Annotated in this window: 31 protein-coding genes; 3 read left to right on the top strand and 28 right to left on the bottom strand. The window is 46.9% G+C overall.

The window, feature by feature from the left end; translation table 11 throughout:
• From GNE05_RS06795 to GNE05_RS06690, 23 genes are all read right to left on the bottom strand, one after another.
• Positions 1–660, bottom strand: coding sequence for a LysM peptidoglycan-binding domain-containing protein (locus GNE05_RS06795; protein ID WP_025284610.1), 660 nt, complete (start codon positions 658–660; stop codon positions 1–3).
• Positions 653–5698, bottom strand: coding sequence for a transglycosylase SLT domain-containing protein (locus GNE05_RS06790; protein ID WP_160182601.1), 5046 nt, complete (start codon positions 5696–5698; stop codon positions 653–655). Before GNE05_RS06790 ends, GNE05_RS06795 begins: the two co-directional genes overlap by 8 nt.
• A complete protein-coding gene (locus tag GNE05_RS06785) occupies positions 5686–5838 on the bottom strand; it encodes a hypothetical protein (protein ID WP_015239684.1) in 153 nt (50 codons plus the stop codon). The genes GNE05_RS06790 and GNE05_RS06785 overlap by 13 nt, the downstream gene beginning before the upstream one ends.
• A 41-nt stretch (positions 5839–5879) precedes the next feature.
• The gene (locus GNE05_RS06780; protein ID WP_003154836.1) at positions 5880–6326 is read right to left on the bottom strand and encodes a phage tail assembly chaperone; all 447 of its coding nucleotides are present in this window, start codon (positions 6324–6326) and stop codon (positions 5880–5882) included.
• A gap of 74 nt (positions 6327–6400) precedes the next feature.
• Positions 6401–6844, bottom strand: a complete 444-nt coding sequence (locus tag GNE05_RS06775; RefSeq protein WP_160182600.1) for a phage tail tube protein — start codon at positions 6842–6844, stop codon at positions 6401–6403.
• A gap of 1 nt (position 6845) precedes the next feature.
• Positions 6846–8243 (bottom strand): phage tail sheath family protein, encoded by a 1398-nt coding sequence (locus GNE05_RS06770; RefSeq protein WP_007610810.1) that lies wholly within the window; start codon positions 8241–8243, stop codon positions 6846–6848.
• Positions 8243–8452 (bottom strand): YqzN/YkzM domain-containing protein, encoded by a 210-nt coding sequence (locus tag GNE05_RS06765; RefSeq protein ID WP_007610809.1) that lies wholly within the window; start codon positions 8450–8452, stop codon positions 8243–8245. Before GNE05_RS06765 ends, GNE05_RS06770 begins: the two co-directional genes overlap by 1 nt.
• Positions 8449–8895: a hypothetical protein gene (locus GNE05_RS06760; protein WP_029973074.1), complete on the bottom strand. Its 447-nt coding sequence runs from the start codon at positions 8893–8895 to the stop codon at positions 8449–8451. Before GNE05_RS06760 ends, GNE05_RS06765 begins: the two co-directional genes overlap by 4 nt.
• Positions 8892–9395 carry an HK97 gp10 family phage protein gene (locus GNE05_RS06755; RefSeq protein WP_160182599.1) on the bottom strand — a complete coding sequence of 168 codons (504 nt, stop codon included), beginning with the start codon at positions 9393–9395 and terminating at the stop codon, positions 8892–8894. Before GNE05_RS06755 ends, GNE05_RS06760 begins: the two co-directional genes overlap by 4 nt.
• Positions 9392–9748 carry a DUF3599 family protein gene (locus GNE05_RS06750; protein WP_007407272.1) on the bottom strand — a complete coding sequence of 119 codons (357 nt, stop codon included), beginning with the start codon at positions 9746–9748 and terminating at the stop codon, positions 9392–9394. The genes GNE05_RS06755 and GNE05_RS06750 overlap by 4 nt, the downstream gene beginning before the upstream one ends.
• Positions 9745–10128 carry a protein YqbG gene (gene yqbG / locus GNE05_RS06745; protein ID WP_015417287.1) on the bottom strand — a complete coding sequence of 128 codons (384 nt, stop codon included), beginning with the start codon at positions 10126–10128 and terminating at the stop codon, positions 9745–9747. Before yqbG ends, GNE05_RS06750 begins: the two co-directional genes overlap by 4 nt.
• A gap of 16 nt (positions 10129–10144) precedes the next feature.
• Positions 10145–11080, bottom strand: a complete 936-nt coding sequence (locus GNE05_RS06740; protein WP_007407274.1) for a phage major capsid protein — start codon at positions 11078–11080, stop codon at positions 10145–10147.
• 26 nt (positions 11081–11106) lie between these two features.
• Complete coding sequence (locus tag GNE05_RS06735) at positions 11107–11952, bottom strand: XkdF-like putative serine protease domain-containing protein (RefSeq protein ID WP_007407275.1); 846 nt, start codon at positions 11950–11952, stop codon at positions 11107–11109.
• A 19-nt stretch (positions 11953–11971) separates the two neighbouring features.
• Positions 11972–13363, bottom strand: a complete 1392-nt coding sequence (locus GNE05_RS06730; protein ID WP_160183197.1) for a phage portal protein — start codon at positions 13361–13363, stop codon at positions 11972–11974.
• Positions 13364–13411: 48 nt separating this feature from the next.
• Positions 13412–14710 carry a PBSX family phage terminase large subunit gene (locus tag GNE05_RS06725; RefSeq protein ID WP_160182598.1) on the bottom strand — a complete coding sequence of 433 codons (1299 nt, stop codon included), beginning with the start codon at positions 14708–14710 and terminating at the stop codon, positions 13412–13414.
• On the bottom strand, positions 14707–15504 hold the full coding sequence (locus GNE05_RS06720) for a terminase small subunit (protein WP_053573484.1): 798 nt from the start codon (positions 15502–15504) through the stop codon (positions 14707–14709). Before GNE05_RS06720 ends, GNE05_RS06725 begins: the two co-directional genes overlap by 4 nt.
• Before the next feature lie 112 nt (positions 15505–15616).
• Complete coding sequence (locus tag GNE05_RS06715) at positions 15617–16129, bottom strand: sigma-70 family RNA polymerase sigma factor (protein ID WP_012117362.1); 513 nt, start codon at positions 16127–16129, stop codon at positions 15617–15619.
• A 106-nt stretch (positions 16130–16235) separates the two neighbouring features.
• Positions 16236–16439, bottom strand: coding sequence for an XtrA/YqaO family protein (locus GNE05_RS06710; RefSeq protein WP_007407280.1), 204 nt, complete (start codon positions 16437–16439; stop codon positions 16236–16238).
• On the bottom strand, positions 16429–16770 hold the full coding sequence (locus GNE05_RS06705) for a hypothetical protein (protein ID WP_015239676.1): 342 nt from the start codon (positions 16768–16770) through the stop codon (positions 16429–16431). The genes GNE05_RS06710 and GNE05_RS06705 overlap by 11 nt, the downstream gene beginning before the upstream one ends.
• A gap of 97 nt (positions 16771–16867) precedes the next feature.
• A complete protein-coding gene (locus GNE05_RS20960; protein ID WP_003154863.1) occupies positions 16868–17035 on the bottom strand; it encodes a hypothetical protein in 168 nt (55 codons plus the stop codon).
• Positions 17035–17835: an ATP-binding protein gene (locus tag GNE05_RS06700; protein ID WP_063095522.1), complete on the bottom strand. Its 801-nt coding sequence runs from the start codon at positions 17833–17835 to the stop codon at positions 17035–17037. The genes GNE05_RS20960 and GNE05_RS06700 overlap by 1 nt, the downstream gene beginning before the upstream one ends.
• Positions 17735–18562, bottom strand: a complete 828-nt coding sequence (locus GNE05_RS06695) for a hypothetical protein (RefSeq protein ID WP_020955681.1) — start codon at positions 18560–18562, stop codon at positions 17735–17737. Before GNE05_RS06695 ends, GNE05_RS06700 begins: the two co-directional genes overlap by 101 nt.
• On the bottom strand, positions 18552–18731 hold the full coding sequence (locus GNE05_RS06690) for a hypothetical protein (protein WP_160182597.1): 180 nt from the start codon (positions 18729–18731) through the stop codon (positions 18552–18554). The genes GNE05_RS06695 and GNE05_RS06690 overlap by 11 nt, the downstream gene beginning before the upstream one ends.
• Positions 18732–18921: 190 nt before the next feature.
• Here GNE05_RS06690 and xre point away from each other — a divergent pair, with 190 nt between their 5' ends.
• Together xre and GNE05_RS06680 are read left to right on the top strand one after the other, a co-directional pair.
• The gene (gene xre / locus GNE05_RS06685; RefSeq protein ID WP_003154871.1) at positions 18922–19260 is read left to right on the top strand and encodes an HTH-type transcriptional regulator Xre; all 339 of its coding nucleotides are present in this window, start codon (positions 18922–18924) and stop codon (positions 19258–19260) included.
• A 148-nt stretch (positions 19261–19408) separates the two neighbouring features.
• Positions 19409–19999 (top strand): ImmA/IrrE family metallo-endopeptidase, encoded by a 591-nt coding sequence (locus GNE05_RS06680; RefSeq protein ID WP_007610775.1) that lies wholly within the window; start codon positions 19409–19411, stop codon positions 19997–19999.
• Between the two features lie 21 nt (positions 20000–20020).
• Here GNE05_RS06680 and GNE05_RS06675 read toward each other — a convergent pair whose 3' ends face one another.
• Together GNE05_RS06675 and GNE05_RS06670 are read right to left on the bottom strand one after the other, a co-directional pair.
• The gene (locus GNE05_RS06675) at positions 20021–20857 is read right to left on the bottom strand and encodes a manganese catalase (RefSeq protein WP_021494033.1); all 837 of its coding nucleotides are present in this window, start codon (positions 20855–20857) and stop codon (positions 20021–20023) included.
• Positions 20858–20927: 70 nt separating this feature from the next.
• Positions 20928–21530, bottom strand: a complete 603-nt coding sequence (locus tag GNE05_RS06670; protein ID WP_109566877.1) for a poly-gamma-glutamate hydrolase family protein — start codon at positions 21528–21530, stop codon at positions 20928–20930.
• A gap of 109 nt (positions 21531–21639) precedes the next feature.
• On the opposite strand from GNE05_RS06670, the gene GNE05_RS06665 reads away from it, so the two are divergent.
• A complete protein-coding gene (locus tag GNE05_RS06665; RefSeq protein WP_160182596.1) occupies positions 21640–22017 on the top strand; it encodes a PH domain-containing protein in 378 nt (125 codons plus the stop codon).
• A gap of 38 nt (positions 22018–22055) precedes the next feature.
• Here the strand turns inward: GNE05_RS06665 and GNE05_RS06660 are convergent, their stop codons facing one another.
• The 3 genes from GNE05_RS06660 to GNE05_RS06650 form a co-directional block, all read right to left on the bottom strand.
• Complete coding sequence (locus GNE05_RS06660) at positions 22056–23009, bottom strand: N-acetylmuramoyl-L-alanine amidase (RefSeq protein WP_014417515.1); 954 nt, start codon at positions 23007–23009, stop codon at positions 22056–22058.
• A gap of 142 nt (positions 23010–23151) precedes the next feature.
• On the bottom strand, positions 23152–23286 hold the full coding sequence (locus tag GNE05_RS06655; protein ID WP_003154881.1) for a PhrA family phosphatase inhibitor: 135 nt from the start codon (positions 23284–23286) through the stop codon (positions 23152–23154).
• On the bottom strand, positions 23276–24412 hold the full coding sequence (locus GNE05_RS06650; RefSeq protein ID WP_087920760.1) for a Rap family tetratricopeptide repeat protein: 1137 nt from the start codon (positions 24410–24412) through the stop codon (positions 23276–23278). Before GNE05_RS06650 ends, GNE05_RS06655 begins: the two co-directional genes overlap by 11 nt.
• Between the last annotated feature and the right edge of the window lie 198 nt (positions 24413–24610).

Genomic DNA, 24610 nt, shown 5'->3' with positions numbered 1-24610 from the left:
TCATTGCGGTATCTTCAGCTTCTGCCCCGGGAAGATCCAATGCCCCGGCTGCCGGATATTCCGTTTGCTGCGCTTAATCATGGCGGTTTTATTCGCGTTCCAGATTTTCCGCCACTCCGTATGGTTTCCGTAAAATTTGCCGGCGATGTCCCAAAGCGTATCCCCTTTTTTGACGGTATATGTTTTGGGTGAGGCTTTGGACGGGCGCTTCGCTTTCGTTTTTTTCTTTTGTTTGATTTTTCTTGGCGAAGCGGTTTTATATTCTTTCAGTACGATATCAAAATTCCGGTCGCCGATTTCATTGTCACCTTCGCTGTAATTAAAGCTTTCAATGCTGCATGTGACATTGATTTTTGTTCCTGTAATCAAAAACTGAACGGGTTTTTTCGCTTTCATCCATGCTTCAATGGCTGAAATGGCTTTTTCCGGCGAAGGGATGCTTTGATATTCGGCAATCGGGCTGTACCGTTTCGGAAAAAAAGAAGAGAACGAAATTTCTTTCGCTCCCGGTTCTTCGATAAACGTCACCTCTCCAAGTCCGGTGACTTTCACGGAATCATTCTGCACGCTGTTTGCGATATCAATCGCTTCAGGGAGAACGGGAAGCCGGAGCTTGTCCTTCCCCTGGGACAGCCAAAATTCGTAAACAGATTTAGTCAAAAGCAACGGCCCCCTTTGCTCCGGTATAAATGTCTTTTTGCAGTTCATCAATCAGCGCCTGTTTGATTTTGGCGGCGAGGCTGTCGGCGTCCTGTCCGTTATGGAAATGCTGATCGCCGCTGAATTCGATTTTAATTTCTTTTGTTCCCGTTTTTTGAACGGTTTGTCCGCCGCCTTTAACGGCTGCGGAAACCGTGCCGGCTGAAAGCGCCGCCGGTTCCGTCTGGGACGGATCGGACACTTCCATGCCGAGCGCTTGAGCGGCTTTTTGCAGCAGATAACGGCCCCGGATGCCCCGCTCTTCAGGGATGATCCACTCCCGTTTGTTCCCTTCGCCGACACGGGCGATCTGCTCCTTGGTAATCAGACCCCCATTGGCATAACCGACGTAAGGGCCTCCATGAGCCATACTTTTAATCCCGGGGACATTGCTGATCGAGCCGTATCGGCTTTTAATATAGCCGATAGCGGCAGCGGCGTTGTGAATTGGATTTCTGATATCATTCATGCCCGGCGCTTTGTGATCTTCAAAGGTGCTCGGAATCGTCTGCATAAGCCCCTGTGACGGGTGTCCGGCTTTGGCGTTGCTGTCCCATAGATTAATGGAATTAGGGTTGCCGCCTGACTCATGCTGTGCGATCGTCATTAATCCCGGAAGCCAGCTGATCGGCGTATTGGTTGCTTTCATTGCGGCCAAAAGCCACTCTTTGACGCTTCCTCCCGCTGCACCCATGCCGGAAAAGGCTGCTGCTAGCGAGCCTGCCTGTTTTTCGGCGTATTTTTTCACGTCAACTGAGCCAAGCCCTTTGACGACGCCGACTGAAGCAAAGCGCCCGAGGCTCATCATGACACGGGAAGGAGAGTGAATATCAAGCTCTTCCCTGAATGCGTCCTCGACTTTTTTGGCCATATCTTTGGCCGCCTGTTTGACTTCGCTTCCTTTTGCAGTCATCCCTGATACGAAGTGTCCGATCAGGCCTGACCCCCAGCCGTTCGCGGAATCTCTTGATTGCACAAACGGTTTATTGATATGTGTGCTTACGTATTGCGACGTTCCCGTATCTTTTGCATTCTGTCCGGCCGAATATCCTTTCACCGTTGCGGCGCCCCATGATGACGATTGATTAACCGCCGATTGATAAGGTGTTTTCACCTTTGTTTTTAAAAATGAATCGGTGCCCGTCGGCGAAGTATTCTGACCTTTGGCATAGCCCGCAACGACTTGCTTTCCGTAACCGGATGAAGACGAAATGAGGGCATTGAACGGCGTTCCGATGTTTTTTTCCTTCCAGCCGTCCATATCCACCGCTTTTTTGCTGATTCCGCTGTCAAAGCCTTCAGTAAACTGTTTGCCGAGTGATGAAGCCGTCCCGGCAAATCCGGAAGAATCCACAGACGCTGCGGCCGACACAGATGCAGAAGAAGAAACACCGCCCGCTCCCGCCGGAACAGCAGAAGACTGAGCCGAAGCCGCGCCCATATCATCGACAACACGCATGCCGAGCTTAGACGCAGCTTGTGAAAGCAGCATCTTTCCGCGTCCGCGATTGTTGTCGACGGGAATGACAAATTCTTTACCGGCTTCACCAATCCAGGAAATGGTCGGCTTTGTAATGTAGCCTCCTGTGGCGTTTTTGTCCGGTTTTTTCTTTTTATCTCCGCCGCCTCCTGTGACAAAGTTCATTATGCCTGAAATCATTTTGCCGCCGGTTTTATCCCAAATCTTTTTCACCCAGTCGAATGCTGCAGAAAAAGCATCTGATATGGCTGTTCCCACTTTTACAAGAGGTTCTTTTATATGTTTCTCAAACCATCCGCTTAACCCTTTCCATATATCCTTTACCGTATCTAAAGCAGTCTGGAAAGCATCTGATATTCCTTTACCGACATTTTTCACCATGTCTTTCACCGGATTCCAGACAGTATCCATGAACCAGCCGGAAACCGTACTGAAAACAGATTTAATTTTATCCCAAGCTCCTGTGATTTTACTCCAAATGGACGTCGCCACTCCGACGACAGCCGATTTTACGGGCTCCCACACCGTGCTCATAAACCAGCCGGATACTGTGCTGAAGACACCTTGAATCGTCGTCCACGCATTCACGATATTTGACCAGATGCTGGTTGCCACTCCGACGACAGCCGATGAAACCGGCGTCCATACATTTTCCATGAACCAGGATGACACCGTGCTGAAAATCCCTTGAATCGTCGTCCACGCATTCACGATATTTGACCAGATGCTTGTCGCCACTCCGACGACAGCTGATGAAACCGGCGTCCATACATTTTCCATGAACCAGGATGAAACGCTTCCCCAAGTATCTTGTATTGTTGTCCAAGCACTTTGCGCCGCTTTGGAAATATCATTCCACGTGTCTTTCAAAGCTCCTGAATCAAAGGCCTCTCCCAAGCTGGAACCGCCTAAACTGCCGGCGATGCCGCCTACCGCGCCGCCGATTAATGTGCCCACTCCGGGAACAACGCTGCCAATTGCCGCTCCGGCCGCGGCTCCGGCAAGACCGCCGCCTGCTGAGCCGACCTTCTCTCCTGCATTATCTTTATTGATGCCGGCTAAATCAGTAAGTGATAACAATTCACCTATGCCGGGAATTCCTTTAGCGGCACCTTTTAACCCTTTCATACCGCCTTTTAGCGCCTTTGAATCTCCCAAGCCTTTCAAAAGCGCGCCGATGCCTTTACCTGCCCCTTTTGTTTTCGGCGTGTTTACGGATGCCTGTTTGCTTTCCTTTACGGAGGAACCTCTTTTCGAGGATTTATTTCGCCCTTCGACTTTACTGCTTTTGCCCCTCGTCACTCCGGTACAGCAGCAGCATCCCCCAAAAGCCCCGCCGGTTTTTTTGGCTGACTTTCCTGAAGATTTTGGCGCTGTTACCGTGCGCTGTGAACCCTTTGCAAGATCAGGACGCTTCGGGCCGTTGGAGCCGCCGGCAGTAAGGCCGCCCTTACTCTTTTCTTTTTTCGTGCCGCCTCCTAATAATCCGCCGATATTGAGTTTGCCTAATTTTTCAGCGATTCCTGAAAATATTTTTTCTATTAATTCCCCGGCTTTTTCGATGATTTTGTCCGGGCTGAATTTCTCAAATTTCTTGGCAATCTTGCTGACAATTTTATCAACAAATGCCTCGGCTTTTTCGATGATCGCATCAGGACTGAATTTGCCGAACTTTTTATCAATGCCTCCGAACAGTGAGGATGTAAACTGCTCCACTTTTTCCAAAATCTTATCCGGATTGAGAAAATCGAATTTCTCAGAAATTCGGTCAATCGTGTCATTTACAAATTGTTCGGCGCGGTCGATTAGCTTATCAGGACTGAATTTGCCGACAACGTCGTCGACTTTCTTCATAAACGAATCAGTAAAATGATCCAGTTCTTTCAGTATGGTCTCCGGACTGAATTTGCTGACAACGTCATCTATCTTTTTCATAAATGAATCAGTGAATTTATCCAGTTCTTTCAATATGGCTTCCGGACTGAATTTACTCACGACCCCGTCTACTTTTTTCATAAACGAATCAGCGAATTTGTCCAGCTCTGCTAAAATCGTCTCCGGGCTGAATTTGCTTGCGATTTCGTCTACTTTTCCCATGAATGATGTTGTAAACTTATCCAGCTCTGCCAAAATCGTTGCAGGGCTGAATTTACTTGCGATCTCGTCCACTTTTCCCATGAATGACGTTGTGAACTTATCCAGTTCGGTTAAAATTGTTGCCGGGCTGAATTTGCTCGCGATTTCGTCTACTTTTCCCATGAATGATGTTGTGAACTTATCCAGCTCTGCTAAAATCGTCTCCGGGCTGAATTTGCTTGCGATTTCGTCTACTTTTCCCATGAATGAGCTCGTGAACTTGTCCAATTCTGCTAAAATCGTCTCCGGGCTGAATTTGCTCGCGATTTCGTCTACTTTTCCCATGAATGACGTTGTGAACTTGTCCAGTTCGGCTAATATCGTTGCCGGGCTGAATTTGCTTGCGATCTCGTCCACTTTTCCCATGAATGAGCTCGTGAACTTGTCCAGTTCGGCTAAAATCGTCTCCGGGCTGAATTTGCTTGCGATTTCGTCTACTTTCCCCATGAATGATGTCGTGAACTTGTCCAATTCGGCTAATATCGTTGCCGGGCTGAATTTGCTTGCGATCTCGTCCACTTTTCCCATGAATGAGCTCGTGAACTTGTCCAATTCTGCTAAAATCGTCTCCGGGCTGAATTTGCTTGCGATTTCGTCCGCTTTCTTCATAAAGCTTGCAGCGAATTTATCCAGTTCCGCTATGATTGTTTCCGGATAAAATTTGGATGCGATGTCATTGACTTTTTTCATGAAGGTGTCTGCAATGGAGTCAAGCATTGAAAAATCGTTTTTCGGCGAAGCAGGAGCAGCAGATGCAGAAGCTTTTCCGACGTCCGGCATATTCTTTTGCATTGCAGCCAGCTGTGCTGTCACCTTTTCGTTTAACGATAATTGAATGACATTGTTTTTTCCCGTCAGCGAATCAATGCCCGCTGAAATTCGGCCGACTGTTTTCATGACGTGATCTATGACGCGTATAGTGACAGAGTACCCGTTCTTTAACGCAGATTGCATATAGCGTTTGATACGTTCCATGGCAGGGGTCACTTCGTCTGACGCATACAGTGAAACGGTAAATCCTTTAAAACCGGCAGCCAGATCCCGCAATCTCTCAAATGCCGCTGTCGCGCTGTCTTTTGCTCCTATTTTAATGGTTAAAGACGCAGGCAGACCCGCTAATTGGGTTTGCACCTTTTGAATGACGGCACTGGCTCCGTCTTCAGCTGAAATAGAGATCATTTGTGCGCCCAGCTTTCTTTTCATAGAGCGCTGGATGCGGTCAATTGTTCTTAAAACAGATTTACTCTCTTTGCGTATATCAATTTCACTTTGGCGTTTTGTCATTTTCCTGTATTTCTCAAGCGCTCTGAAGCCATTTTGGATTTTCCTTATTTTCTTTGAAACCCGATCTTCCAATTCAAAACGGGCGGTCAGCTTTGCCATGATGTCGCTCCCCCTTTCTTCGCTTGTTTTTCAAGAATGTCCAGCTTGTAACCGATTAAACCGTACAACAGCGCCTTAAAATGTCTCGGTGCTTCATATAACTCTTTCAGTTCTGATGGAGAATAATGAAGCTCATGCATCGCGTAATAGAGATACACGGCTTCCTTATTCCCATCTTTTATCAGTTTTTTGCTTCTTGCTCCAGATCTTCTAATTCATCTTCAAAACCGTTGATCTCAATCGCTTTATTCAGCCAATTTGCATACTCACCGCCGACTGAAAGAACGCGTTTTGCCACCTCGACCGGATCTGCCGTTTTGTAAGCGTCGCGGAGCTCCTTAGAACGGAAATCAGGGTAAATCGTAGATTCAACCGCGATCCGCGCATAAAAGCGCTGGCTGTCTAAGTCTTTTACGCGGCCTCTGCCCTTCACATTTTTATATGTCGTGCTTTCCTTCTCCAGTTCGTCAATGCGCTCAGTCGTAATGGCTTTAAAAATAAAAGGCACGATGTTTCCTTTTTTATCGACAAAGCGCTTTGAAAGCGGAACCCGAATCTCCTCAGCCTCGACTGTTTTACCCGGCATAAAGAATGACAGATCATATACTTGTTCGTTTTTTTCACTCATGATGAAAACTCCCTTACTTTTTTTTATAAAAAACAGGCCTGTAAAAAGGCCTGTTTCACTCATACCGATCTTAATTAAAACGTTGCAGAAAGCTTTTCCGGCACATCGAAATCTTCAAAGGTAAACGGCACTTCTTCTTCGAGTGCTTCTGAGTCTACGTCCAGTCCGGCGATTTTTGCAGAATCAAAGTTGACGTCATACAGAGTGACGCGTTCTGTTCCGCGGCCCGATGATTTGTCATCAAGAACGGCTTGCAGCGTAAAATACGGGTCGCTGCCTTTTTTGACGTAATCCATCATAAGGACGGCGAATTTGGATGTAACCTTATAGAATGTTGCCGTGCCCGTTCCGTTGGCGCCTGTTGTTTTATGTCCCGTCATGCGGCGGCCCATGATGTTTACTTCTGATTTGTTTTTTTCCACGTTTGCTTCAAACGTTTTAATATGCGCCATCTCTTCTCCGTCAAGAAATAAACGGCCTTCTTTTCCTGAAATCGTGTTTTGCGCTTTTAATGCCATCTTAGTTTACCTCCACGTTAAAGTAGAATTTTTCTGCCGCATCCACAGGCTGTACGGCGAGATCGATTAAAAAGCCGTCGCGGTCTTCATTCAGCCCGATTGTAATGTCTTTGTCTGAATCAAAATTTGCGATGCCGCCCGCATCCTGAAGCGTAGTCAAATATTGAATGATCATCGTTTTGACGAATTGAAGGCCGTCATTTGTCGCAGGAAGATCGCTGCCCGTGCCTTTTTTCGATTTAATTAAGGCTTTCAGTTCACGTGTCAAATCGTTATTCACCGCATCAAGCACACGGACGATTTTGTTTTTCGCGAACTTTTTGTTTTTCTCTGCCGTAAATGTCACCAATGAGTTGATATCTTTTTCAACGCTGACTGACTTATCACGGGCATCATAAGAGAAAAGGAATTCACCTTTAGAAAGACGTTCGATCACTTCATCATGAGTCAGGCGGTGCAGCACATCGACGGCGCCTTCGTATTCAACGAATGTTAAGGATTGATTAAATGCGGCGCTGGCACTTGCGCCTGCCACCCAGGCGGTCGCATCTTCAGCTTTAATCTCGGTTCCGTCTTCCAGCAGCACACCTTCAGTAACATTGATAATGCCTTCATAATCTCCGCTGTAATGGGCGGTCACCCCTTGCACTTTCTGTCCCTGCGCATCGCGAAGGCGTTTAATGAATGCGGCAAATGTCGCTTTCAGCTGATCGTTTTCCGCGACAGGAAGAGCGATGACATCGAAATTCTCCGTTTCAGCCGCAGCTAAAAAATCCGTATAGTCTGAGTTGACCGGTGCTTTATCAGTTCCTCCCGCAAGACGGATGCCTGCCTGCGGGTTTAACGTTTCCCCGGATTCTTCTTCAGTGCCTGTCAGCGGGATGGAAGCCGACAGTTCGCCCGTTCCCGTGAATGTGACATAGCCGTTTGCTTTTAATTCTTCGGCTTTTTTCACCGTTTGTTTGTCAACTTCCGCTTCATCCATGTAAGTGGTCACATCGAAAGCGGTCTGATCAAGGACGTTTTCACTGATGCGGATGATGATGTCATTTCCTTTTGAACCGCCGTACAAAGCGGTTGCTTTAACACCTTGCGAAAGATCGGCGCTCGCTCTGATTCCCTCTGTCAGACGGTACATCAAAACGGTTTTTGCTTTCTTTTTCGCCTCACGAAGCAGAATCAGTGACGGATCTTCAATACTGAGCCCCACTTTTTTATTCAAATCTTCAATGCTTGAAATGGAAACGAATGTTTTCGCTTCCCCCCAACCGGATGCGACGGGGAGGGCGACAATCCCGCGTTCACCGATCGATACCCGCTCCTGGGCGGTTGTTTTAAAGTTAAAATAGATTCCGGCACGTTCTTTTTCTTTTCCTTGCGTAAATGTTCCGCCGTTCATTATTGCATGACCTCCTTGGTTAAAAATGCTTCAATGTAAGACTTGGCTTGCGCTTTTGTCATTTGTTTTTGCTTCACGCCGAATAAAGCCCCCTGGAGAATCTCAGGTTTTACGCCGAAAAGCTCCTTCGCGTGCTTTGTTAAATCCGCCGTGTCATAAAGAACCGCTCGTTCCGCCGCTGCGGCGTTTTTCTTTTTATGTTGTTTCACTTTTGTTTCACCCCGCTGTTAATGTCCACATCCCGCAGTGCGGGAGATGTTTGTTTCTGATAGTAGTAGCGGCTCGTCCAGCGGATTGTGATCACTGCCTCGCCTTTGTCTCCGACTCTTGTTTCGATACGGCTGATGCGGACGAAATCACCGGTATCCTCCCCTGATTCCGTTAGCAGCGGAATCAGCTGTCTTGATTCTCTCACCGCATCGGCGATCCGGTCGGCTGCATAGAGCGCCTGCACCGAGTCGGCATGGAACAGCTTCACATTCAGACTGTACGTTTTCTTATAAGTGGAGACTGTATCATTTTCGTCAAAAACAAATGGGGGCGGAATGTATAGTGATGGCACCTGAAATTGTTCAGGCAGTTCATTTTCATATACGGGCACGCCGCACTGCTGATACAAAAAAGCGGCGATTGAACCGGTTTCGCGATTCATCCGATATCTCCCCCCAACGTGTTAAGCCACTGATCGAAACGCTTGTCCAGCGATTCGGCGAAGAGTGTTTCATACAAAAGAAGGGCTTTGTCCCAAAACCCATTCCCGCTGATCCACTGTTTTTTGAGCGCCATTCCGGTTGAAGCTGACGGATCATAGATGAACCGGGAGCCTTGAAAATACCCGGGCACCCATCTGACATTTTCATCTGAGACGGTCCAATGTCCGTCATTTATGAATGAGGCGTACTCTGCATTGGTGCCGATTTCAAGGGTCAGTCCCCCGTTTTCAATGATCCATATATGATCCTGCGCTCCTTTTCGGAAAGAAGACAGCAGGTTTTCTGTATCAATCCCTCCCGAATGAATAAGCTCCTCCCGTACCATGTCGAGAAAATCCTCTCCTGACTGTTCCAGCCATTCGCCTGCCTGACGGGCAAATTCTCCGGATGATGCCTTTTGCAGCGACCGATTCCATTGCTCAAGGTTTTTTATGCTCATAGTCTGTCATCTCTCACAGCGATAACCTCCCAATGGTGCTGTCTTGCTTTCTTCGGCATTTCCAGAATATACGCCTGTCCTTCCCAAATGATTTTGTCATTGACACGCACAGCGGCCTCTTTCGGAAAATGAACGAGAAACCGCTGATATACCTTATGATCAGGCGCAAGCTGAATAAGCTGCTGCTGTTTTTCAACAAACAGACACGGCACGTCTTCAGCGTCGGGCACTTCCGGATAAGAAAAGACAGGCTGGAGCTTTTCGGCGGGAATCCCGAAGCGTCCGGCCTTCGGAACTGACACCGTCTCATGATAAATATCGCATCTGTCAGTGAGCAACCGTTCGTAGCTCATAAAGGTCTCACCTTTGCGTTTGCAGAAACCGGGGAATAACCCGGCGTGATATATTCACAGAGCAGATGGCGCACCGCCGGTTTTCTGATTCCGCCTTCACCTGCCACCGTATACGAGTAGTCGCCTATCTTTTCAGATTGATAGGCGGAAGCGGCTGCTTCATTCTGGTTGATCAGCGCAAAATATTGAGAAAGCTTTAATAACGCAAGCTTAATCTTTTCGGGAAGCGGTGAGTAAATAGGGTCAGTGAACGAATGCCCCGCCATTCTGGCCGCTTCCGCCTCCGCCTCCAGAATGTCCTGTATTAGAAGCGGCTCCGGCCTGTTTTTGACTTGATCATAAACTGAATATGAAACAACGTCAGACGGCTGAATTAACATAACTGCCACCTCCGTCTTATTCTTTAACGTTTACGATTTTGGCGCTTGCATCTTCTTCTTCAAATTTGCTGTCAAGTTTAGCCGTCAGTACGATAATAAATTTGCGGCTGCGAATATCTTTATCTACTTCGATTCGGATATTCCGTGAAAAACCGAGAATGATATTTTTCGGGTGAGTCAAAATGATGTCAGACGCATCGTACTGGGAGTCACCTTCTCCGACCGAGTACGGCTGCAGATTGGACACTCCTTTGACCGGAACGCCGAATGCTGAAGACAAACCGCCCTGCACCGCAAGATCCCCCAGGTTGGTCTGACGGTCAGCCACACGGTCTTTCCATTCAATCTCCATGCCTTGAGATGTGTAAAATCTGAATTCCTGAGGCAGGCGCAAATATTTTGCCGGAATGGCTTTTAAGCCTTTTTTAAATGTGGCTCTGGACAGCTCTTCCCCGTTTCCGTCAATGACGTGAGATACAGTCTGCTTACGGATTCCGTCAAGCTGTGCCAAGTACGGATCAGAAGAAGATGTATCGCCGTTTACGACAAGCTCCTCAATATCGACTGCCGCCCGCTCCGCCAAAATCTGCATGATCGTCTGCTGCAGGCCGTCTTTTTCAATATTATTTTCAAGCGTGTCATAGGTGATATTAATTTCCGCAATGACTTCTTTCGTATTCAGCTGCACCGTACTTGTTGCCGGGACGGTCAGCTGATCGTCAGTTAAGGCTTTTCCTTCCTCAGCGGCACGCAGAATACGCTGGCCGAAACCGATTTTTTCAAATTTCTGCGAGTCATTTTCCATTTGAATCACACGCGATTCGCTGAAAATGGTCGGCGTGTTCTGCACCATGCGGATAAATGCTGAAGCTTGTGCGGGGTTCATTAAACCGCCGCTTTTTAAAGCGGAAAGTGACATTTCCGCCTTTCTGATGATATCTTGATTTCTCACTCTACAGTTCCTCCTTCTGACTGGGCTTAAAGCAGTCCGCTCCAAATGGATTTTTTAACAGGCTCTTGGCCGCCCGTCTCTTCTTCCGGCTGCTTTGATGCGCCTCTTACTTTTTCAAGCGCTTCAATGCGTTTAATAATCGGCGCGAGCATGTCCTCAACAAGCGTTTTCAGCTTTTCTTCATCAGACGGCGCAGCCGCCCCGTCTTTGTCTTCCGTGTTTTGGTCCAAGCTGTCAAGCCGCTTTAAAAGCGGGTGCAGCGCGTGTTCAATCGATTCTCTTACGTCTTCTTTTCTCATCTTGTTCAAGTCCTCTCCCTTGCGGTTTCTTGATTTGCGGTCACGGTCGAGAAATTGCTTGACCGCGCCGAATAAGCCGGCTTGCTTTTCTGCCGGCTCTTCGTAAACGTCAGCGGTTCCCGCCATGCTGTAGCCCGTAATGATACCGGCTTTAATCTGATCCCATACTTCATCGGAAGCTTTGGTGACAAGCACCCAAGATCCTTTCCGGATCACAGCATTCCCGATTTCAAAGTCATCCGGGGCGACGTACGACTCCACCACCTCGCCGGTCCCGCCTTCAAAATTATGATTAGTATCGATGTTGCGGGCGTCCGCCAAAAAACCGTGAGCGGCCTTTTCAATTTCTTCAGCCGTCATATAATCGCCATGGGCATCCGGGACATCCGGCTCGTAAACGATGCCGTAAACAAGCTTCTGCTCATCCGATTCGCTTTTTGTAAACACCTGCACCTTTTTTTCAAATGACGGAAGGCCTCCGGCTGATTTTGTAAAAAAGAATTCCGTTTGGTTCGCCGCCTTATCGACATAGCTCACAAAACTGATGACGGCATTTCTCAATTCTCTCGGCACGAGATGTTTTCACCCCCTTTCAGGATTGCTCCTTTTTCCCTTTCAGCACCGGCCGGCTGTAGTACTCTTCAGGCCATTCCTCAAGCGTCTTGCCGAGCACTCTTCCGGCCAGATCACGGAGGTCATTAGGAGAGACCGCGCCGGCGGAAATAAATGGCGTAAGCACCTTCGCAATTTCAAGCGGATCGCGAAAATCAGGCCCCTTCAATGTGAGCTGTACATCGTGGAGACCCAGTTCAGGCAAAAATAACGTGTTGAGCTTATTAATCAGCGTTTTCCGCTCCGGCTGAAACACCTGCTCCTCCGTTATTTTCCGTGCCGTATCGGCGGTGGCTTTGTTGTATTCCTGCGCCTCGCCCGTATAAAGCGGCGGGAGACGGAAAGCGGAACGGAGTTTATTTCTGCTTTTGTCGTCATATTCAAGAAACAGCGCATCATCCTGCAGAATTTCCGCAAGTGATTTAATTTCCACAGACACGGGCGTAATGTCTTCGCCTCCGTGAAGGTCTTTTTCCTTCGCAATGCCTTCCGCCTCAATCAGCAGAAATTTGTGGGCGTTTTCCACCCCTTCCAGGTCATTCATATAATCCTGGAGCTCTTTGTACGATGCTTCTGACAGCATGCCGTTTTCAACCGTAATGGCGGCCGGCACGTGACGGCCCTGCTTGAAATACATAAAATTCAGTTCTTCCGCTTTCCGGGCGCCGTACAGATTGACGATATTGCCGACCCAGCGCGGAATCCCGTAAGTGCCGCTGCCGATTTTTAAGTGAATGGCTTCATTTGCCCGGTATTCTTCAGACAGGGTCTTTACGTATTCGCCGGTTCTCATGTCCATCATGCGGGGATCGCCGTATTCTTTAAAAAACACTTTCCGACCGTTCAGTATCTGAACATATTTACGGAACCGTTTTTGCCTTTTAATCGTTTTGGATGCGCCGTTTTCTTCATATGAAAATGTAACTTCAACGGGATCAGTCACACCGCACACGCGCATATGTTTCACATCCAGATATTCAATCCCCGCCGGTTTTCCCGCCCCGTCCCGAAGCACTTCGAGAAAACCGTTGCCCGTTTTTTCGCGGTCTTCTATCGCATATCCGAGGATCGTCTCGGCCGATTCATCAAAATGAAGACATTTGTAAAAGCTCTCCAGCTTCATCCAGTTTTTTTCGGCCCGGGCCTTTTTTGACGGGGAGCAATCTGGGCTATTTACATCAAAGGTATATTCCACATCAAACCCAAAACCCGTAATATTGACCCGATACGCGTCAATGCACTGCTGAAGAATCGTCGAGTATTCGGCGATTGTTTTCAGTTCAATGAGATTATAGGGCGGTGAAATGATGTCTTCGCCGTACAGATCGGCAAATTGATCTTCGTTCATCTGCCTTGCCTGCGGCGCGGCCATTTTTGATTTAAAGACGGTGGCTCTAACGTTTTGATAGTTCGGCAACGCCTACCTCCTCCTTTCCCGATTCGGACGTCTCCGTTTTTGTGATGCATCTTTCAAATCCGCCGCGTCATAGTCATCCAGCGCATACCAAATGGCTGAAAGTGTGTGGGGATCAATTGAAAACTCATCTTCCGACAGAGCGCCGTTTTTGTTTTTTGCGTACGTTAAGTTCTGCAATTCGCGGATCGTATGTTGACAGCTGTCTGAGCAATAGATGTGTTTGAACCGTTTCAGCTTTTTTGTATACTGAAGTCTTGAGCCCGGAAACTTTTTGGCCGCAACCATGCAAAAGCCCTGCCTGCGAAAATATTGGATGCTTTTCGGCTCAGCCGAATCCGCTTTGATCAGCTCTTTTTGATCCGCCAATTCCTGAAGCTCCTCAGCTGTCTGATCATCGGTCATTTTGTTTTTGTAATACTCCCAGAAAATATAAAGCTCTTTTTGATCCGGATCGACGGCAAGCCGGATGACCGCATTGTATGACTCTTCGAAACCGAAATCCATGCCGGTCCGAAACAGGGGGCGCCTGATGGAAGCAATCCGCTCCGTTACTTCGTTGTGCTCCATGACCTGAAACTGCGGAAACACGCGGATGCCATTGACGCCGAACTGTCCTTTGCGGGCGATCCGGTATAAATCGGGATCGTAATGCCGTAAACTGTCCAGCTGCTTAATATAGCTTTTCGGCAAAAACAGATTATCGCACGCTGTGGAGTGGTGGTAATACGTATCTCCCTTAACGACGGTGCCTTTTTCATACAGCGTCTGATCATCCAATACGAAGCGTTTTTTTTGCTCATCACGAAAAAAATGCCGGTACGTCCAATTGGAGGTGCCGACGGGATTTGTGGTGCATATCATATGAAGCGTAAGCTCGGGATGGCGCAGACGCCCGATCAGCTCCTTAAAGCCTTCATACTTCACTTCAGAGCATTCTTCAATCCAAATCAGTGAAATATGATGAATGGATTTCAATTTGGCCGGGTTGTCCATCCCTTTAAACATAATCCGGCTTCCGTTTGAAAATCTCAGCTGCATCGGTGAAGACACGGCCTTTACGGCATGTCCCAGCTCAAGCTCCCCGATAATATCTTCAAACAAGGCAAACGTAGAATCTCTGTGCGTATCGAAAACTTCCCGCACGACAAGCGCCGTCCGCTTTTCACGAAGCAGCTTCAGGATGATTTTCAGCGCGGTATGATAGCTTTTTGACGAGCCGTAGCCTCCGACGAGAAATTGGTACGTTTCATTCCAATTGAACAAATAATCTTCAAAGCGCGGGTTCACCGCTTTTTCAATCATGACCGTTCCTCTTTCCGCGTAATGACAATGTCAATCGGCTTTTGGCTGTCTTCTGTTTTTTCCATCTTCTGCTGTGCCAGCTTTAATTTTTCATTTTCGATTTTTTGTTTAAATTGATCAGGGAAAAGGTCAAAGTACAAGGACAGCTTTTCAAGAGCCTTCATCTTGTCGGCAAGCTTTATTGCAATGCCCTCTTTTCCGAGTTTTGCTTCTGTGACGATGGTTCCGTCCAGAAGGTGCGAATCTTTAACGTCAACGTAGCTGATTTCCTGCATAATCGGCTGATCATTTTCGTCAAAGAGCGGCCCTGATTTTCCGAAGGCCTGAACCTCTTTTTTTCCGAAGGTTACATAATCGGTAATGTCGGCGAAAGCGATTTTCACATAGACTTGAAGAACGTCCATCGCTTCGACAAACACTTTATTGACCATTTCCTTTTTCATGCGGCTGATTTCTTTGGCGACTTTTTCGTTTTTTAACAGCCTGCTTCCCGTCACATGCGCGCTTTCCGGTGAATACCCGGCTTTTATCGCAGATTGGGTGGCGTTAAAGCTTTTCACATAATAAAGACAAAACAGCCGCTGGCGTTCGTTTAACTCATCACCTTCGCCCGGGTTGTTTTTTCCGCCGCTTTCCGCATTCTTATGAAGCGCCTCGTCCCAGCGTCCTTCTTTTTTCCATCTGCCGATCGTTCTTGCGGATACGCCTGATTTGCCGGCAAGGGCGCGATTTGTGATGCGGCCTTTATGAGACTGATAGATTGTAAATGCCTGTTTTCTTTTTGCGTTTTTCATGCTACGGCATCACCGCCACCTCCGACATGATTGTCTATAATAAAAAGCGGCTTCTAATCGGGCCGCTTTTTGTGATCGTCTGTTCACTTCTAGGTGGCAAACGTATGACAACTTATGAAGCAGGCGATTGATTTCTTTGTTCCTGCTGTTTTTGAATTTTCAGAAGCGCCCGTTTGACCGTCGTCTGTACGGTTGATTTCTTTACGTTCAGCAAGGCGGCGATCCGTTCATATGAAAAGCATTCCGCTTTGTGGAGCAGCAGCATTTCTTTTTCTCTATCCGTTAAAACGGCTAATGCGTCCCGCAGTCTGATTCTGTCTTCTTCAGTCACATTTGCGGACGGTTCAAACATCAGCGCCTGCGAATAGGTTTCTATGATTCTCGGATCTTTAATCAGCATTCTCTGATAAGCGTCTCTTCGGTCTATCGCTCTTCTTATGCCGGGCTGCCGGCCTTTTTCAAGCCATTCGATGACATATTCCACATCTGTAATGATCGTTCTGATGATTTTTTTATCTTTCAGTTCTTCTGAAGTAAGCACCGTTTCATCGGCTTCCTCCAGCTGCTTGTACCACTTTTTCGTCTCTTTCAGCGTGCGTTTATATTCAAATAGTAAGTCTTCCATGCAGATCCTCCTCTTTTTCGGAACAAAAAAAGGACACCAACCAATGCGCAGCATGTACGCGATTGATCAGTGTCCGCAGGCTTTCCGTCTTGGACGTATTCTGTTTTTAATTCAATTTAAAGCCGATTTCATATTCGACCCGGGCCAGATCCCCTTTTCGCGTTTCGACAAGCGTTTTGCCGTGCTCCGGCGCTTCGGCGAGCCATGCTTCCTTCTTCAGTCCGTCTACAATAATCACCCGAACCTTGCCTTCTTCCAGCTGGCTTTGTAATGTTGTATGTTCAATGTCAGTCAGTTTTTTAGGATTCATGTTTTACGTCCTCCGTTTTTTTCAGGATGTTTACTTCATGTATGAGGCTTCCGAGCTCATTTATGAACGCTTCTTTTTCTTCAGAACTTTCTCCCCGGAGCAGGCGGAGAGCCGTTTCGGCCGCCTCAAAAAGTTCCGGGGCCTTTGCCATCAATGCCGCGTTGATCTGCTGAGAGTATGAACTTAAGTTGAAAACGGCCGCGATGAGCCTTCCGTTTGAATAAGGGAACTTCTCTTTATCCGCTTCGCTGTAAGCGGAATAAATGTAAATGGGTTTTTCTTCTCCGCTGTGTACGGCCCGCCATGGAGCGGGGCTGTGTTTTTCTTGCAATGGTTATCCTCACTTTCCATCAGCCTCATGCCATGCTTCAATTTGCTTTTCTATCCGTTTCGCCCTGAACAGCAGGCAAAAAAGCCATTTAATATATTTATACACGTGCATCAAGCCTCGCTTTTGCGTCTTGAACCATTCGCTCAAGACGTTTAATGACCGGCGTTAAATCAGTGCCTGTTTTGCAGTTCGGGCAAGGGTGAAAGACAGCGCCGAAACCCGTTTCCGTCACAATGACCTTCTTCGGCCCGCACAGCTTACACATTATCTCGCCCCCTCTAATCTGTGGTTTACGTCAAATGAATTGCCATTAATGATGACTAAATAATCGCTGCACATCTCATAAATTCTTGTGCCCAAGGCTTCATCAACCTGCACCAGTCCGTCACAGGCCAGCTCGCTCGAGATAAGAACCGGCTTATGATTTAAATAGCGGTAATTCACGACGGCGTACATTTGTTCAATCTGCCAATCGGTCGCCCGGGGTTTTCCGTTCAGCGGTTTGAACAGATCGTCAATAAAAAGCACATCCGCCTGTTTCATACGGCCAAGCTTTGCATCAAGCAGATCAAAATCATTTTTTAAATCCGTAAAGCCCTCCACAAAAGGAAAATACAGCACGGGTGTCTGCATCTGTCTCATGACATAATTGCTGAGAGCGGTCAAAAGATGGGTTTTTCCCGACCCCGGACGCCCTAAAAGGGCAATGCTGTTTTTCCGGCAGTTTTTAATCTTGTCGAAGTTTTCAACATATTCAAGGGCGCACTCATATGCGTCGACGACTGCCTGAGGCTTGCCCCGCGTGATAAATCCTTTGAAATCCAGCTTTCGAAAGGCGCCTGTAATCTCACTTGCGCTGAGGATGCGCTCTGCTTTTCGTTCGGCGGCGCAGCGGCACTTAACCCACACATCCAATCCCAGCTGGTTTTTGAGATAACCGCCCTGATCTTTACAGAGCGGACAGTCAAAGCGGCTTTCGTCTGATTCTTCCGGTCTGTCCGCCAGTAATGGACGTTTTCCGTTTTTCAGGTCGGCCAGTATCTGCTCGATCGTTCGTTTTGTCATGTATCGTATTCCTCTCTTTTTTTGTTGTGATTGTCCTTCCCGCAATTCGTGCATTCAGGCGGTCTTCCATATACTTGGCGCAATAGCTGAAAGCCTTGATCGTTTCAGCTGAAGATGTGCGCCGCTGTTCAAAAGCGGTAAAGCATTCGCCGAGCCATTTGATTGCTTCTTGTGCTGACGCACCGAGGGAAACAATACGGGCGATGGCCTGATAATCCCGGGGCGACGGGTATACGCTCCGCCCCTCCTGTGCAGACCTTAATCTGATAAAATGGGCGGCAATGTCGTTAATCGCTTCTTCAGCAGTATGATTTTTTGTTATATCTATTTCTCTCCGGACATTTTTGTCCCGGTGATCCGCCGATATTGTCCGGTCAGTTGCTTCCGGGCGGGTCAATGTCTTTTTCGGCGTGAATCTTTTCGAGTGCTTTACGGAGACGATGAGTCCGTAAGGGGCGCGGACGGTTTTGATATATTCATGCTGTTCCAAAACCTCAAGCCACCGTCTGACGGTTTTTTCGCTGACGGCAAATACATCGGCCATCTCTCTTGCTTTTACGGGCTTATGACCAAGGACGATCCCCCACTTTACACCGTCTTTTACGTGTTCCTTTGTCGTTGAGCTGATGAACCATAAAAACAGCCAAATGGCGGACCCAATTTTGTCATAATGTTCTGAATTCAATAATCCGGAATAGATGAAAAACGGGTAGCTTTTACGACTCATAAAGGACGTCTCCGTTTGTCTTCAGACTTATATAGCGTTCATACTGCAATCGGTTATCAAATCGGAATACCGGTAGTCCGCAAGCGGTAAAAGATATCGAACCGCCTGCTTTTCCTAAACATCTCTGGTCAGCCGGATTGCTGCTGAAACGGATGATTATCGCCTTCATCTCTCACCCTCCCGATCAATTTCTTATCGTATTTTGATACATTTCGTATCCCTGTGATGTTGATTATATACGATACCTTTCGTATCATCAAGACCTTTTTGATACTTTTTTTATCATCCCTTTATTTTGATACATTTTGTATCTATAATCATAAGTAACTTAGGGTGTTGAAAAAAGAGAGGTCATTCGGATGATAGGCGGAAGATTAAAGAGTCTCAGAGGAAAGAAAACGCAGGAAGAAGTCGCAAATCATATCGGTGTCTCGCGCGCCAGATATTCTCATTATGAAAACGGCCGATCTGAACCCGATTACGACACGCTGCAAAAGCTTGCGGATTATTTCAAAGTGTCGACTGATTATTTGTTAACCGGAAAAGAACCTTCAGATGAAGACATGTTTGCCGATCCCGACCTGCAGATCGCATATCGGGACATGCAGGACTTTTCCCCGGAGAGCAAACAGCAGGCAATTGAATTCATTAATTATTTAAAAGAAAAAGAGAAAAACCGCAGGCCGAAACATAAATAATCCGCTCTTTTCCTTTAAAACTGCTTAACTTCAGCCGATATAAAAGCTGAATGTTTATTTTTAAAAGAAAAGGGAATTGATTCAAAGTCCGATCAGGGCTTTTCTTTCTCGCTTAAAAAAGAACATATGTTCGAAAGGGTGTATTCAATTGGGCGATTTTTTAACACATCTTGAGGAATACGTCAAAAACTTATATTGCCGCATGGGAATGACCGCCCCTCTCCATATTGATATGCAGATGATTGCCAAGGAGCTTGACATTTGGATTCATTTTGAAGATACGCACAGTATGATGCTGAAGCGGGACGGCATGTACAGCATCGTCTTGAATCAAAAAAAGTCACCCGAAGAGCAATGGCAGGATTTTGCGCACGAACTGTGCCATGTGCTGAAGCATACCGGCAACCATTTTCATATGAACAAGCTGTTCAGGGAACTGCAGGAATTTCAGGCCAACCATTTTATGTACCACTTCTGTGTGCCGACCTTTATGCTGTTAAACATGGAGCTTCCCCAACGGAGAAGCCACGCCGTCATTTTAATCGCAGCCGCTTTCCGGGTGACGGCATCATTTGCGGAAAAAAGGCTGGAGCTGTTTGAACGGCGTAAAGCAGGTATTCAATTTCAGAAGCGGCTCGCTTGTCTGTTATCCGACAAGCGGCCGAATGTGTATTATGAAAGCGGACAGACACACTTGCATGCCGCTGAAGAAAAAACGCCGTATTTTATTGAAAATTAGCGGCACTCTGCGGGCAGAGTGTCAGCATTTTGACATCGGAAGAAGTGTATTGTGAAGCCACATTGGCGCCGGTTTAAGATGAGGCGCAGATGCGAACGCGACCGGGACCGAAATATACCTGAACTCGCCCCGTCCGTCAAAGGCTTCACCGCGGGCCCATCTTCCTTGTGAACTCTCATCTCCTCTGGAAAAGTTAAACAGGTCATACGACACTTCCTGCTTTTCGAGTTCACGCGGAAACGTCGCAGGCACGACAATGTCCCGTTCTCTTTCTTCCAGCTCTTTTATCGCCGCGTACCACATATTTTGATGATACGTATCTCTTGCAATTAAAAAGGACAGCATATCCCTGACACCCGGATCGTCAGTCATCGCATACAGCCGGGTCACCTGAAGGCGTCCCTGGGATTCCGCATTTAAATTTGCCCGAAAATCTGCAAGTAAATTCCCGCTGGAAATAATGTATTTCGCATTCCAAGGGTATCCTTCAGCGTCAGCCGCCATTGCGCCTAAACCTGCAACAATGGCGTGCTGCGGATTCATTCCCCCCATAACAGCCGCGACGGCCGGGTCACTTTTATAGGCATTTTCCTGCACATCAGCCGGCGCATCGTCCAAAAGCCTTGAAATCATCGTCGCAAGCATTTCCACATGTCCGATCTCTTCCGTTCCGACATCATGCAGCAAATCTCTATATTTTTCATCGGCACGGCAGTTAAAGCCTTGAAACAAATATTGCATCATGACGCTGATCTCACCGTACTGCCCTCCAAGCACTTCTTGAAGCTTTTTCGCGTAAGCCGGATCAGGACAAGACGGCTTTGCGCGGTATTGAAGCTCTTTAATATGATAAAACATACTATTCCCCCATTCTTTCAAACAATCTTAGTGTATGAAAGAATGGGCAGGCGGTGCGAGTCCGTTTTCTTTACTCATAAAAACCGGCCTTCACGGCTTCTACATACCGAAAAAACAGATCGGTTGGCGTATATTTTTCTCCCCGGCAGCCAAAATTGCTGAAAAGCGCGTGTCTCTGCGCCGTGCTCACTTCCAATTGCAGCCCCATTTTCCTTTTTGTCCGATTGACAATGTTGCCGGGATTTACACCTGCCAGCCGATCATTCTTCTCTGTCAGCTCGGCATCAAATCCCGCTTCACGCAGCAGATCACAAATCAGTCTTGCTTTTTCCAGATCCGCGCCCCCGACGAGTGTATTTGCCTTTTTCAGATCATGATACCCGTGAAAAGCCAATCCGTAATGATGGGCGGTCACTTTTTCTAAAGCCAGGGGTTCGTCAAAGCGTGTGCTTGTCAAGTGGAGAGAACGGTTATTGCACCGCTTCGTCCCTTCAAATAAGTAAATTGAGCTTTGGTCAGAAAATGCCCGCACCAGCTCACTGACACCCGGTTCAATTCTCCCGCCGTGGGGAGCGAGGACGATACATTTACTTCCCTCTTTTTCTTCATAAATAATTCTGTATTCCGATTCAGCAGCAGAAAGGGCTGCGAAATTGTCATATCTATCTTTCATGTGTAACATGCTCTCCTTTTCCAGTCAGCATCAGTTTACTCTACTCATCTGGGAATGGAAACCTTTTTATAGTATGATTTGATAGAATACGTATCAGGGGGGATATATCATGGGGTTCATCAATGGATTGCTGGGCAATGTGTCGACAATATCGACGGCTGAAGCAAAAGAAGAACTGGCCCGTATTCTGCTGGAAGGTGAGAATGTCAACGCCGCATTTAAGCTCGTCCGAGATATCTTTGTCTTTACGGATAAGCGTCTTATTCTTGTTGATAAACAGGGACTCACGGGGAAGAAAACGGAGATTCAATCCATTCCGTACAAGAGCATTTCCAGATTCAGCGTAGAAACCGCCGGCCGCTTTGACCTTGATTCAGAGCTGAAAATTTGGATTTCAGGAGCGGAACTTCCCGCTGTCTCAAAGCAGTTTAAAAAAGATGAAAGCATTTATGATATTCAAAAGGCCCTTGCCGCAGTTTGTATGTAAGAAGAAACGGAAGCCCGGGGAGGCTTCCGTTTTATTGATTACAGTTTTTCTTCAATTTTCGCCTTCGTTTTCGGGCCGTAAATTCCGTCTGCCGTTAATCCGCTGACGGATTGAAAACGCTTTACGGCATTTGCCGTTTTCGGACCGTAAACGCCGTCCGCCCCATGATTTTTTGCTCCTTTATCGGGATAAAAATAAAGAGCGGATAAAGCGTTTTGCACTTGTTTTACGTTTGTCCCTTTCGTCAGCGGTTTCGTCACTTTGATCACACCGGATGGAAGCGGATAGGAAGGCACAGCCTGACTTTTTGAAGAAGAACCCGTCTGAGCGAGCTTGATCACTTGTCCGACTGTAATGTGATTCGGATCGGTGATATGGTTGATGCTTTGCAGCGATTTTATGCTGACACCGTGCGATGCGGCGATTTCCGATAGGGTGTCGCCTTTTTTCACATGGTATTCAGAGGCGGAAGAAGAAATAGAGGCTTTTTTCGCCGGCATACTTCCGCTTAATTTTTTTTCAATCTTCGCCTTCACTTCATCCCAGCGGCCTTCAGACAAAATGCGGTGCGGGCAGTACTTTCCGTTCCAGTCCTGATGCTTTCTGATTCTGTCAATCCCCCAGCCTCGTTCTTTCAAAAGCTGCGCCGCGAACGCAATCGCCAGTTCTTCTGCGGCTCTGTACCGTTCGCCGCCTGACTTGCTGTAACAGATTTCTATAGCAATCGACTTTCGGTTTCCGGTACCGTTCGTGCCGTCTCCCGAATGCCAGGCATTCCGGTCCAACGGAATTCCCTGGATCACTTCTTTGTCATCAACCGCAAAATGATAGCTCGTTGATTCGCTGTTTCCCGTCATATAGCTGATTTCATTAGCGGCGGATGCGTCGTTTGCCGTGTTATGAATGGTAATATACTCCGGCGTCATCGGATTCGGACATTTTAACGCATATTTATCAGCCGATACGAGCCGTTTTTTCACTTCAATCCCCACTCTTCATCTCTCCTTATGCCTTTTTCATCAATAGGTGGCATTCGTAGGACAGATAACTTGAGCATATAGACCCTGCATTCGGATAAAAATGGAATGGATACCCATGCAAAAAATAAGACCCTTCCAAAGAAGGGTCTTTATGTTATGTTTGGTTGCGCGCGGCAATATGGAATGTGCCGTCCGCTTGGTTTTCCAAATGGCTTTCATGGCCGATCACCTGTGTAAAGCTGAACCCGACAGCAACAAGCAGCAATCCTGACAACAGTTTAGATTTCATATAGACAATCTCCTCTCTGGATTTGTTTTTGGGCGTGCACCATTTTTTCATAAAACGTGAGCGCTTTTTCAGGCTGTCCGTGTTTCATGTAAAATTTGGCAGCATCATGCGCCAATTCTTCCACATACGGATACAGCATGTGTTCTTCCAGAAAATCAAACGTGTGCCTGACGGATGCGTTATCCATTTCCTTGCCGTATAACGCATGTAAAAATTGGAACAGATTCACAAACAATTCATCATTGTATTCGCGGGCGATACTGAGCCCGAGGCGGTATTGCTTCTCTGCTTCGGCTGTAGTGTTCTGTTTATAAAGAACCTGTGTTAATGAGTAAATAGAATGCGGAAGATTATCGAACTTTTCTGACCTGCAAATGGAAACGGATGTCTCAAAATATTCGGCTGCTTTAGAGAGGTCTCCCATTTTTTCGTAACAGTTTCCGAGATTATATAAGGCTGAACTGATAAGACGGGGATTGCCTTCTTGTTTTGCAAGATCTAAAGCAAGTTCTAAGTGGGGCAATGCTCTTTCTGGATACTGCATGTCATCATAATTCCCTGCAATAACGAATTCACATTGGATTCTGCGGACGTTGTACGTCTCATACGATTGGTACGTTTCAAGGGCTTGAACGGCATAACTCATGGAGACGTAGGTTTGTTTCAGGTTGTAAAATATCTCGGCCATTTTAAAAGCAAACTCAGCTTTCTCAATGTCATCAGAAACGAGTGCAAGGTTTTTTTCAGCCCGTTTGTAATACATCATGGCGTTTAGGAACATTTTCTGTTTAAATTCGTACATTCCTCGAAAAAAATTAAAGTAGTAATCAAGCAGTCCTGTCAGTTTATACTGGTTGCCTTCAATGTCTTCCAATAATTCTGAAAACTCAGGCTGAGAAGGGTCCTCCTTTAAGGGCTTGATGTAATCCAGCATGACACGGTGTCTGAATTCCATTAATGAATAATACAGCAGCAGATCCTGATCTTCTTCCATATCCTCGATCTCTCTCTCTACTTCACGTTTGACGCGCTCCGCCTCAAGGACGTGAAACTGCCGGATATGGGTATACCATTCATTAATTTTGAGCCCGACAAAAGAGGACGGAATAGTCTGCTTCATCCTCAATAAATCCCCCCTTTTGGAATGACCGAGATATGTCATATTTTATCATATTTGCTAGAAAAAGAAGAACGCAAAAAGACCGCAATTGTCGAATTTCGGATATCCGCAACGATTTATCTCCGTCACAAGCTTATTGCTTGTTTCTTCCGTGCCGTTGATATAGCATATCCTTGCAGCTTTTATTCTGTATTAAATGGGGGT

It is taken from the genome of Bacillus sp. AM1(2019), from assembly GCF_009906915.1.
GTDB lineage: Bacteria > Bacillota > Bacilli > Bacillales > Bacillaceae > Bacillus > Bacillus velezensis.
The sequence above is the reverse complement of the archived record's forward strand: the minus strand, read 5'-3'. Positions and strand labels throughout refer to the sequence as shown.

Excerpts from the sequence above, each read along its gene's own strand:
- GNE05_RS06790 (WP_160182601.1), bottom strand. The coding sequence starts at position 5,698 with ATGGCAAAGCTGACCGCCCGTTTTGAATTGGAAGATCGGGTTTCAAAG.
- GNE05_RS06785 (WP_015239684.1), bottom strand. The coding sequence starts at position 5,838 with ATGCATGAGCTTCATTATTCTCCATCAGAACTGAAAGAGTTATATGAA.
- GNE05_RS06780 (WP_003154836.1), bottom strand. The coding sequence starts at position 6,326 with ATGAGTGAAAAAAACGAACAAGTATATGATCTGTCATTCTTTATGCCG.
- GNE05_RS06775 (WP_160182600.1), bottom strand. The coding sequence starts at position 6,844 with ATGGCATTAAAAGCGCAAAACACGATTTCAGGAAAAGAAGGCCGTTTA.
- GNE05_RS06770 (WP_007610810.1), bottom strand. The coding sequence starts at position 8,243 with ATGAACGGCGGAACATTTACGCAAGGAAAAGAAAAAGAACGTGCCGGA.
- GNE05_RS06760 (WP_029973074.1), bottom strand. The coding sequence starts at position 8,895 with ATGAATCGCGAAACCGGTTCAATCGCCGCTTTTTTGTATCAGCAGTGC.
- GNE05_RS06755 (WP_160182599.1), bottom strand. The coding sequence starts at position 9,395 with ATGAGCATAAAAAACCTTGAGCAATGGAATCGGTCGCTGCAAAAGGCA.
- GNE05_RS06750 (WP_007407272.1), bottom strand. The coding sequence starts at position 9,748 with ATGAGCTACGAACGGTTGCTCACTGACAGATGCGATATTTATCATGAG.
- yqbG (WP_015417287.1), bottom strand. The coding sequence starts at position 10,128 with ATGTTAATTCAGCCGTCTGACGTTGTTTCATATTCAGTTTATGATCAA.
- GNE05_RS06730 (WP_160183197.1), bottom strand. The coding sequence starts at position 13,363 with ATGGCCGCGCCGCAGGCAAGGCAGATGAACGAAGATCAATTTGCCGAT.
- GNE05_RS06725 (WP_160182598.1), bottom strand. The coding sequence starts at position 14,710 with ATGATTGAAAAAGCGGTGAACCCGCGCTTTGAAGATTATTTGTTCAAT.
- GNE05_RS06720 (WP_053573484.1), bottom strand. The coding sequence starts at position 15,504 with ATGAAAAACGCAAAAAGAAAACAGGCATTTACAATCTATCAGTCTCAT.
- GNE05_RS06715 (WP_012117362.1), bottom strand. The coding sequence starts at position 16,129 with ATGGAAGACTTACTATTTGAATATAAACGCACGCTGAAAGAGACGAAA.
- GNE05_RS06710 (WP_007407280.1), bottom strand. The coding sequence starts at position 16,439 with ATGAATCCTAAAAAACTGACTGACATTGAACATACAACATTACAAAGC.
- GNE05_RS20960 (WP_003154863.1), bottom strand. The coding sequence starts at position 17,035 with ATGTGTAAGCTGTGCGGGCCGAAGAAGGTCATTGTGACGGAAACGGGT.
- GNE05_RS06700 (WP_063095522.1), bottom strand. The coding sequence starts at position 17,835 with ATGACAAAACGAACGATCGAGCAGATACTGGCCGACCTGAAAAACGGA.
- GNE05_RS06695 (WP_020955681.1), bottom strand. The coding sequence starts at position 18,562 with ATGAGTCGTAAAAGCTACCCGTTTTTCATCTATTCCGGATTATTGAAT.
- GNE05_RS06690 (WP_160182597.1), bottom strand. The coding sequence starts at position 18,731 with ATGAAGGCGATAATCATCCGTTTCAGCAGCAATCCGGCTGACCAGAGA.
- xre (WP_003154871.1), top strand. The coding sequence starts at position 18,922 with ATGATAGGCGGAAGATTAAAGAGTCTCAGAGGAAAGAAAACGCAGGAA.
- GNE05_RS06675 (WP_021494033.1), bottom strand. The coding sequence starts at position 20,857 with ATGTTTTATCATATTAAAGAGCTTCAATACCGCGCAAAGCCGTCTTGT.
- GNE05_RS06670 (WP_109566877.1), bottom strand. The coding sequence starts at position 21,530 with ATGAAAGATAGATATGACAATTTCGCAGCCCTTTCTGCTGCTGAATCG.
- GNE05_RS06665 (WP_160182596.1), top strand. The coding sequence starts at position 21,640 with ATGGGGTTCATCAATGGATTGCTGGGCAATGTGTCGACAATATCGACG.
- GNE05_RS06655 (WP_003154881.1), bottom strand. The coding sequence starts at position 23,286 with ATGAAATCTAAACTGTTGTCAGGATTGCTGCTTGTTGCTGTCGGGTTC.